The organism is Aromatoleum buckelii (genome assembly GCF_012910785.2).
Classification (GTDB): domain Bacteria; phylum Pseudomonadota; class Gammaproteobacteria; order Burkholderiales; family Rhodocyclaceae; genus Aromatoleum; species Aromatoleum buckelii.
Map to the genome: position 1 here is coordinate 45,687 of NZ_WTVH02000007.1, position 9,609 is coordinate 55,295.

The following is a 9,609-nucleotide window of genomic DNA, read 5'->3' on the forward strand; positions in this document are numbered from 1 at the left end:
TCCAGGGCGGGGGCGGCAGCCCTCGTCCTGGATTCTCCTTCTTCTCGCATGCGACCTCGTCTCACGTAATGATTGCCGGCGAGCGGGTCTGGCGCTTCGCTATCTCGGCGACCAGGAACGGCTTGGCCTCCAAGGGAAAGAGCCAGTTCTTGTGGGCAGCCTGCCACCGCCCGCCGAAGACCCGGCACCAGGCCTTCACCACTTCGTTGAACTGAGCATCGTAGGGACTCCAGAGCGCGATCCCGAACGGGAAATCCGTCAGATCCACGATCCGGCCATCCGGCCAATAGCGGGTTCTCGGCGGTTTCGCCTTTTGCATGGGCGGAATGGGTTTTGGTGCGGGCATCGATTCGGCGGTAGAACGAGCCTGTTCGGTCGCTGCCGCGATTAGCGCCTGCTCCGCGGGATAGAACAGCCAGCGCTTGCCTCCAGCGCCTCGGATCACGATCTCTTCAAGGGCGGCCCAGTCCCAGGACTCGCGATCAAAGCCACGAAGGTCGATCTCAACCGACGGCTGGCCGAGCTCGCGTAGAACGGCAAGTTTCTCTTGATCGACGAAATGGGTCACTCCAACTTCGATGAGATAGGACTCCGAGGCAGTCGCCCCCACGACGTCGGGGACCACCGGACCGAGATTAACTTCGATCCTGACCGTTGCGAAGTCGACCCACGTTTCCGCAATGGAGGCTTCGCCTGTGCCGCGGCGACCGTCTGGCAGCGTGACGGAGCGCTGCACGGACAGTCCCGGCAAGGTGATCCCGCAGGCCCGCTCGATCGCGGTCTTCGCGGCAAGATGCAGCGCGCTCTCGGCGCCTCCTTCGCAGTCGGCGCCGGTTGCATGTGCAAAGTGCCAGACCCGGACATCTCCCTGGCGTGCAATGAGTGGGCGACGGCAGGACGGGCACATACATTCGCACGCCTGTCCCCGCTCAACCTCTTCTACCGAGACCACCCGGCCGTCCTTGGCAATGGCAAATGATTGCAGCAGACTCGTGGCTTCCATGTTGATTGCTCCTTCGTCGATGACAGTGACGAGTGGAATTACCGCGCAGGCTGCTTTGCCAGAACACCCGGGAAACCGGGTTGAAAGGGGGTTTGTGAATACGCAAGCGATTGTTTTTGCAGCCAAGTGTCTTGACGGTCTTGCTGCAGGGTGGCGCGAGTCGCGGCTGCTAAATGTTTCCGTATTGAGGGCGCTGTTGCTGCTGACGCAGCGTCATCCTGAACGGGCTGAGGGTGGATTCGACGCTCTGGAGATCGCCGAGGCAGTAGGAGCTGTGATTGGCCGGAACTGGGTAAAGGGCGATATCTGGGAGGACACGGCTGGGAAGGTTCGGGACCACTGGGGCAACCTGGTCACGAAGACCTGGCCAACGAAAGAGGAAGGTGTTCGCCAGCGCTTTCTGCAACTCGGGCTCGATGTCGCCCCTGAGTTGTCGCGGGACGAGGGCGGCGGGCAGGGCAACCCGACACGGTATTGCTTCCGCCTCGTTCCTTTGCCGAAAGTCTCGGACGGCGAAGAGCAGGATGAAAACCCGGGACCACTCGCCGAACCCGCACCGCGCCCTTCAGGTAGCGTTTCCAGCGGCGACGAAGGCGTTAGTTACATCTGCGAGGATGTTGAAGACGCATCCTGGCTGGCCCGAAGTTTCGCACAGGGCTTCCTGCTGTCAGGCTGGAGGCGGCACGCACTTCGCAGTGTCTTCATTGCCGGCATCCTCGTTGTCTTCCTCGCCGTGCTGATCGTACCTCTGACAATGGTGACGAAGCGTTCGGTGAGTGAAAGCGCGAATGCACTGATCGGCGCGGGGGTCTTCGGCTACATTTTCTGGAGCACCTTAGGCACGCTTCTGATGCTGCACCGGTGGCGTATTGCACTGGCGCCGTGGTGGATGCAATCGGTCGATGATGACCGCCTGGTTGAGTGGCGCTGCCCTCCGCGGCACCCAGAGAAGTCCATCAAGGCCGTTCGCTACACGGCGACGTGCCCCTTGTGCGGCGGCAAGGTCGTAGCGCGTTCGGGCGGTTTGAAGCATGTGTGGAGCCTCATCGGGCGTTGCGAGGAGGCGCCGGCGGCGCATGTCTTTTCGTTCGACCATGTTCGACGTGAGGGGCTCCCGCTCATGCGATCCATGACGAGTGAAACGAGGCAACCACGGTCGTAAGGCCCTATCTGCGATAATCGGGCGAAAATTTTCGATAGCGAGCGAAAGGGGAGGCAATGCGAACTGGCGTGATTACCGAAGCGGATACATGCCGCGAGTACGTCACGCCCCGGCTGGTGGAGGCGGGCTGGGGTATTGCACCCCATGTCATCGGCGAGCAGCGCAGCTTCACCAACGGCCGCATCATCGTAGCGGGCGGCAAGGTGCGGCGTGGTAAGCAGAAGCGTGCGGACTATCTGCTGTATTACCGTCGCGATTTCCCACTTGCGGTGGTCGAAGCGAAGGAAGCGGGGCTGCCCGCGGAGACGGGGGTACAACAGGCGCGTGAATACGCGGAGATCCTCGGGCTCAAGTTCGCATATGCGACCAATGGCCAGCGCATCATCGAGATCGACTACATCACTGGCACCGAGCGCGAAGTGGAGCGCTACGCCACGCCGGACGAGTTGTTCGCCCGCCTGACCGCCGCGGCGCAACTATCCGAGAGCTCCGCACCGCACTTGCTGGAGCCCTTTAACCTCGTTTCCGGCAAGATTCCTCGCTACTATCAACAGGTCGCGATCCACCGGGTGATTGAGGCGATCCTGCAGGGGCAGGACCGTATCCTCGCCACTCTCGCCACGGGCACCGGCAAGACCTGCGTGGCGTTCCAGATCTGCTGGAAACTTTGGAACAGCCGGTGGAACAAAAATGGGGAGTACCGGCGACCGAAGATACTGTTTCTGGCCGACCGCAACATCCTTGTCGATGACCCGATGGCCAGGATGTTCTCGCCCTTCGGCGACGCCCGGCACAAGATTGCCGGCGGTGACGTGAGCCAGGGCCGGGACATGTACTTCGGCATCTACCAGGCGCTGACCACGGCCAGCGAGGACGTCTTCCGCCAGTACCGTCCGGACTTCTTCGATCTCATCATCATCGATGAATGCCACCGCGGCTCCAGCCGTGACGAAAGCGCTTGGCGCGCGGTGCTCGATTACTTCGCGCCGGCCGTGCAGTTCGGCATGACGGCTACCCCGCTGCGTGAGGAGTCCCGCGACACCTACGAATATTTCGGCAACCCGGTCTATACCTACAGCCTGCGCCAGGGTATCGAGGATGGCTTTCTGGCGCCGTATCGGGTGCATCGGGTGATCACGACGGTCGATGCCGCGGGCTGGCGACCGAGCAAGGACGAGATCGACCGTTACGGCCGCGAGGTGCCCGACGAGGAGTACCAGACCAAGGATTTCGAGCGGGTGGTGGCGCTGCGTGCCCGCACGCGGGCGATGGCGCGACATTTCAGCGACTTCCTCAAGGGCACGGACCGCTTCGCAAAGACGCTGGTGTTTTGCGTCGATCAGGAGCACGCGGCCGAAATGCGCCAGGAGCTTCTCAACCTCAATAGCGACCTGGTTGTGCAGTACCCGGATTATGTGTGCCGGGTCACCGCCGACGAGGGCGCCATCGGCTTGACCCACCTCGCGAACTTCCAGGACGTGGACAAGCCTACCCCGGTCATCCTCACGACCTCGCAGTTGCTGACCACGGGCGTCGATGCCGAGATGGTCAAGAACGTCGTCCTCGCGCGCGTCGTGGGCTCGCGCTCGGAGTTCAAGCAGATTGTCGGTCGTGGCACCCGTCTCAAGGTCGACTACGGCAAGGAGTACTTCAACATCATCGATTTCACCGGCACGGCCACGCACCACTTTGCCGATCCGGACTTCGATGGCGAGCCAGCGCGCATCGAGGAAGTGACGATCGATGAGGCCGGCGAGCAGCTCGGCGTGACGACGCTTGAGCCGGAGCCGGAGACCACCGAAACGACCTTGCTGGAGTATGAGCTACCCGAAGAACAGATCGGACCGGGTACGGGCATGCTGATCGAGGAGCCGCCGCCCGAGCCCCGGAAGTTCTACATCGACGGCGGTGAGGTCGAGGTGATCGGCCATCTGGTGTACGACCTCGACACCGACGGCAAGAAGCTGCAGGTGGTTAAATACACCGAGTACTCGGGCCGCACCGTGCGTGCGCTGTATCCGACTCGCGAGGCGCTGCAATCGGCCTGGGCCAACCCCGATACGCGCAGCGAAGTGCTGCGCGAGCTTACCGAGCGCGGTATCAGCTTCGAGGAGCTGGCCACCACCAGCGATCAGGCCGACGCTGACCCCTTCGATCTGCTGTGTCACCTGGCCTGGAATGCGCCGCTGCTCACCCGTTGTCAACGCGCCGAGTTGGCGCGGCGCAAGGCGCCGGATCTGTTCGCGCAGTACGGTGACACCGCCCGAGAAATTTTGACGCTGCTGCTCGACCGCTACATCGAGCGTGGCATCCTCCAGTTCAACGCACTATCCGAGCTGATGAAGGTGCAACCCTTCGACCGCTACGGCAACCCTGGCGAAATCGCAGCCCGCCACTTTGGCGGCGTGCGCGGCATGAAGGATGCTGTGTCGCGCTTGCAGACTGCGCTGTACCAATAAAGAGAATCCGACTTGATGGCCCGTTCCACCGCATCGACCGCTGCAAGCAGCACCGAAAAGAAGACCCGCGCCCCGCGTAAAGCGAAGGCGCCCCTCACCACCCGAGAGAACCTCTCCGCCCTGATCGGCACCGCCCGCAAGATCCTGCGCAAGGACAAGGGCCTCAACGGCGACGTGGACCGGTTGCCACTGCTCACTTGGGTGATGTTCCTCAAGTTCCTCGACGATCTCGAGACCATTCACGAGGAAGAAGCCGAGCTCGACGGCAAGCCCTACCAGCCGATCATCGAGCGGCCATATCGCTGGCGCGACTGGGCTGCGCGCGAAGACGGCATCACGGGCGACGAGTTGCTCGCCTTCATCGGGCAGGATCTTACCGTGCGCCCCGACGGCAAATCCGGGAAGGGCCTGTTCGCTCATCTGCGCGGCCTCGCCGGAGAGGGCGAGAAGGGCAGTCAGCGCGAAGTCATCGCCAACGTTTTCAAGGGCGTGCAGAACCGCATGGTCAGCGGCTACCTGCTGCGCGACATCCTCAACAAGATCAACGGCATCCACTTCTCGTCCAGCGAGGAGATCCACACCCTTTCGCACCTATACGAATCCATGCTGCGCGAGATGCGCGATGCCGCTGGTGATGCGGGCGAGTTCTACACGCCGCGTCCATTAGTGCGCTTCATGGTGCGGGTTACCGACCCGCGGCTAGGTGAGACAGTCCTGGATCCGGCCTGTGGGACCGGCGGTTTTCTGGTCGAAGCCTACGACCACATCGCCCCGCAGGTGACCACGCCGGAAGAGCGCCGCACGCTGCAGCGTGACACCCTATACGGCCAGGAAGCCAAGCCCTTGCCCTACATGCTGGCGCAGATGAATCTGCTGCTGCATGGCCTGGAGGCACCGCAGATCGCCTACGGCAACACGCTCGATCGCCGGATCGCGGAGATCGGTCACAGCGAGCGGGTGGACGTCATCCTCACCAATCCGCCCTTCGGCGGAGAGGAGGAGGTCGGCATCAAGGCCAACTTCCCGCCCAACATGCAGACAGCGGAAACCGCGCTGCTCTTCCTGCAGTTCATCATGCGCAAGCTGCGCGTGGCGGGCGCCCCGGTGCTTGGCGGCAAACCGGCTGCACGGGGTGGCCGGGCCGCGGTGGTCGTGCCCAACGGCACCTTGTTCGGTGACGGTGTGTGTGCCGCCGTCAAGGAGGAGCTGCTCAAGTCCTTCAACCTCCACACCATCGTGCGCTTGCCGCAGGGCGTGTTCGCGCCCTACACCGACATTCCCGCCAACTTGCTGTTCTTCGAGCGCAGCGGCTCGACCGAGACCATCTGGTATTACGAACTGCCGCTGCCCGAGGGGCGCAAGAAGTACAGCAAGACCGCGCCGCTGCAATTCGACGAGTTCGCTCAGATCACTGTCTGGTGGAACGACCGCCAGGAAGGCCCGCAGGCCTGGAAGGTGAGTGCCGCCGATATCGCGGCGCGCGGCTACAACCTTGACTTGAAGAACCCCAACGCCAGGGCAGGTCTGGAGCATGCCGACCCCAAGGACCTGATCGCATCCATGCGCGGCCACGAGGCTGAGGTGATGCGACTGCTGGGCGAGATCGAAGCGCTGGTGGCTGAGGTGCAGAGATGACGGCAGTGACGCCTGCAGAGCCCGAATACTGCGCTATCCATAGCGACATCGTCGCACTGCTGGAGGCCGCCCGACGCGCGGCGGCGCGCAGCGTCAACGCACTGATGACGGCGACCTACTGGGAGATCGGCCGGCGCATCGTCGAGTTCGAGCAGGGCGGCGAAGCCCGTGCCGAGCGGGGCCAGCAGTTGCTGCAGCGCCTGTCAGCCGACTTGGGGCAGCGCTTCGGCAGAGGTTTCAGCGTCGACAACCTGGAGCAGATGCGCCTCTTTTACCTCGCGTATCCGCCCCGGCTGATTTCCGAGGCGCTGTCTCGGAATACCACCGAACTGCCCTCCGACGGAAAATCCGAGACGGTGTCTCGGAATATCGCCCCGCAGCTTCTGGCGCAGGCCTTGCCGCTGTCGTGGTCGCACTATGTGCATCTGGTGCGTCGTACCCGCTCCGAAGAGGAACGCCGTTTCTACGAAGCCGAAGCCCTGCGCGGCGGGTGGAGTGTACGGCAGCTCGATCGGCAAATCAGCAGCCAGTTCTACACGCGGGCGCTGCTGTCCACGAACAAGCGTGCCATGCTGGAAAAGGGCAGCCAGCCCCAGCACGGCGACATCGTCACGCCGGACGAGGCCATCAAAGACCCTTACGTCCTGGAATTCCTCAACCTCAAGGACGAGTATTCCGAGTCTCAACTGGAAGATGCACTCATTCACCGCCTTGAGGACTTTCTGCTGGAGCTGGGCAACGATTTCACCTTCGTTGGTCGCCAGCGGCGGCTCCGCATCGACGAGAGCTGGTTTCGGGTAGACCTCCTGTTTTTCCATCGTCGCCTGCGCTGCCTGGTCATCATCGACCTGAAGCTCAACCAACTGACCCATGCCGACGTTGGCCAGATGCACATGTACTGCAATTACGCCCGCGAGCACTGGACCCTACCGGGCGAGAATCCGCCGGTTGGCCTGATCCTGTGCGCACGGGCCAAATCCGCCTTGGCTCGCTACGCTCTGGACGGGCTGCCGAACAAGATCATGGCTGCAGAATACCGGACCGTGCTGCCCGACGTGGAACTGCTGCAAGCGGAGTTGGAGAAGACGCGGCGCGAGCTGGAGGCGCGGAAGATCGCGCGCAGTGGTGATGCGGAGGGCGGCGCATGAAGGCGTGGCCCAAAGTCGCACTCGGCGACATTGCGCCGATTGTTCGCCGCCCGGTCAAAATCAGGCACGATGCGGCATATCCCGAGCTCGGAATTCGATCTTTTGGTCGCGGGACATTCCACAAGCCCGCACTTTCCGGAGCGGATGTCGGGAGCAAACGGTTGTTTCGGATCGAACCGGGAGATTTGCTCTTCTCAAATGTCTTTGCGTGGGAAGGCGCCATTGCAGTGGCAGTTCCGGCTGACGCCGGGCGATTCGGATCACATCGATTCATCACCTGCGTTGTTGATCCCGCCAGGGCGAATGCTACCTTCCTCAAACTCTACTTGACTGCGTCTCCGGATGGACGTGAGCAGGTGCTGAAAGCGTCGCCCGGCGGTGCAGGGCGAAATCGGACGCTGGGTGTCGAGAAGTTGGGGAGAATTCGGGTTCCGCTCCCACCGCTAGCCGAACAACAAGCCCTCGTTGCCCGCCTCGAGGCGTTGGCCGAGAAAACCCGGCAGGTCGAAGCGCATCTGGCAGCCGTCGAGCGCGACGCTGAGCGCCTTGTCAGGGCCTACATTTTTCATCCTCCAGGTGAGCATCCGACGAAGCGGCCAATGTCGGAGCTGCTATCTCAGCGGCAGCCAGACGTGACGGTTGATGGAACCGTTCAATACCGTTTTGCAGGCGTCTACTCGTTCGGTCGTGGTGTATTTCCAAGTGTCGTCAAGGCCGGATGCGAGTTTGCTTACGAGCGGCTCTCAACTGTTCGAACTGGTGACTTCACATATCCAAAGTTGATGGCCTGGGAGGGCGCGCTGGGTGTCGTGCCGCCGGAATGCGACGGCATGGTTGTCTCTCCGGAATTTCCGGTGTTCTCGGTCAACACGGAGGAAATCCTGCCCGAACTGCTAGATATCTACTTCCGCACTCCGGAAGTCTGGCCTGCGTTGGCAGAACTGAGCGGTGGCACCAACGTTCGCCGTCGCCGCCTACAGCCATCGGCGTTTCTGAGCTATGAAATGCCGGTTCCGTCGATGGAAACGCAATTGAAGCTACGTGAGGCATATCGACGGACCCAGGCCCTCAAGGCCAAGCACTCCGCCATCCGCGAAGCCAACGCCGCGCTCGTGCCCGCGACACTCGAGAGGGTGTTCAGCTCTGCCGAGCCGTCGGCGTCTGAGGATTATCGTCCGAGCCTAGGCCCTGTTCACAGTAGCCGATTTGTGTTTCCATCCGGGATTTTGGATGTTGACCATGGATCGACGAATGTTGAGTGATACGCAGTGGGCTCGGATCGCAGACTTGCTCCCGGGCAAACCGACTGACAAAGGCGGCCGTGCGGCCGACAACCGTCGCTTTGTCGAAGCAGTGCTGTACCTCGCCCGAACCGGCTGTCCCTGGCGTGACCTGCCGCCGGAACTGGGCAAGTGGCACTCGGTGTATGTCCGCTTTTCGCGGTGGGAGCAGTACGGGGTATGGGATCGCGTTGCCCAAACCCTGTGTGGAGAGGCCGATCTGGAAGAGCTGTTCATTGATTCCACCGTCGTGCGTGCGCACCAACATTCGGCCGGCGCGCCCAAAAAAACGCTGGCGATCAGGCGATCGGTCGCTCGCGGGGCGGACTGAGCACCAAGATCCACGCCTGCGTCGATGCGCTCGGCAACCCCTTGCGGCTGATTCTGACCGGCGGACAAGTTGCCGATGTCACCCAGGCGGCGGCCCTCATCGAAGCCATTGCGACCGACGCGGTCATCGCCGACAAGGGGTACGACAGCGATGCCTTCATCGAGACCATTGAAGCCAGCGGCGCACAAGCCATTATTCCGCCTCGGCGAAACAGGACTTCTCAACGGCACGTCGACTGGCATCGCTACAAGGCGCGCAACCTCGTTGAGCGGTTCTTCAACCGACTCAAACAGTTCCGACGCCTGGCCACGCGCTACGACAAACTCGTTCATCGGTTCAACGCCTTCTTGCAACTGGCATGTGCCTACATCCGGCTACTGTGAACGCGCCCTAGTAACCGGGCAGCTAAAATACCGTTCGTTCGGGCTGGCCGCTGCATCCCGCTATGAGGCAGGTGGTCGATGCGGCCGTGGTGATGCAGGGGCAGAAGATCCAGTTTGCGATAGTGGATCCGGGGGCTGAGTCCTGCGAGATCCGGGGCAGTTGCGGCGGTTAGTGGTTGAGGGGTAAGTCAGTCAGCTCTTCGGCCGT

General features: G+C 62.3%; 6 protein-coding genes and 1 pseudogene. 6 read left to right on the plus strand and 1 reads right to left on the minus strand.

Annotated features, from left to right (window positions below; genetic code table 11):
- Positions 1–61 precede the first annotated feature (61 nt).
- Positions 62–1,003 carry a competence protein CoiA family protein gene (locus GO608_RS01900; protein WP_169199140.1) on the minus strand — a complete coding sequence of 314 codons (942 nt, stop codon included), beginning with the start codon at positions 1,001–1,003 and terminating at the stop codon, positions 62–64.
- On the opposite strand from GO608_RS01900, the gene GO608_RS01905 reads away from it, so the two are divergent.
- The 6 genes and pseudogenes from GO608_RS01905 to GO608_RS01930 all read left to right on the plus strand — a co-directional run bounded on the left by GO608_RS01905 (position 1,002) and on the right by GO608_RS01930 (position 9,401).
- Entirely contained in the window at positions 1,002–2,165 is a 1,164-nt protein-coding gene (locus tag GO608_RS01905) for a hypothetical protein (protein ID WP_211159449.1), read from the plus strand. The genes GO608_RS01900 and GO608_RS01905 overlap by 2 nt on opposite strands.
- Before the next feature lie 56 nt (positions 2,166–2,221).
- On the plus strand, positions 2,222–4,624 hold the full coding sequence (gene hsdR / locus GO608_RS01910) for an EcoAI/FtnUII family type I restriction enzme subunit R (RefSeq protein WP_169199138.1): 2,403 nt from the start codon (positions 2,222–2,224) through the stop codon (positions 4,622–4,624).
- Between the two features lie 15 nt (positions 4,625–4,639).
- Positions 4,640–6,259 (plus strand): class I SAM-dependent DNA methyltransferase, encoded by a 1,620-nt coding sequence (locus GO608_RS01915; RefSeq protein WP_169199137.1) that lies wholly within the window; start codon positions 4,640–4,642, stop codon positions 6,257–6,259.
- Positions 6,256–7,407 carry a PDDEXK nuclease domain-containing protein gene (locus GO608_RS01920; protein WP_169199136.1) on the plus strand — a complete coding sequence of 384 codons (1,152 nt, stop codon included), beginning with the start codon at positions 6,256–6,258 and terminating at the stop codon, positions 7,405–7,407. The genes GO608_RS01915 and GO608_RS01920 overlap by 4 nt, the downstream gene beginning before the upstream one ends.
- Positions 7,404–8,669 carry a restriction endonuclease subunit S gene (locus tag GO608_RS01925; protein WP_169199135.1) on the plus strand — a complete coding sequence of 422 codons (1,266 nt, stop codon included), beginning with the start codon at positions 7,404–7,406 and terminating at the stop codon, positions 8,667–8,669. The genes GO608_RS01920 and GO608_RS01925 overlap by 4 nt, the downstream gene beginning before the upstream one ends.
- Positions 8,659–9,401: pseudogene (locus tag GO608_RS01930) on the plus strand (IS5 family transposase). The gene GO608_RS01925 and the pseudogene GO608_RS01930 overlap by 11 nt, the downstream one beginning before the upstream one ends.
- Positions 9,402–9,609 lie beyond the last annotated feature (208 nt).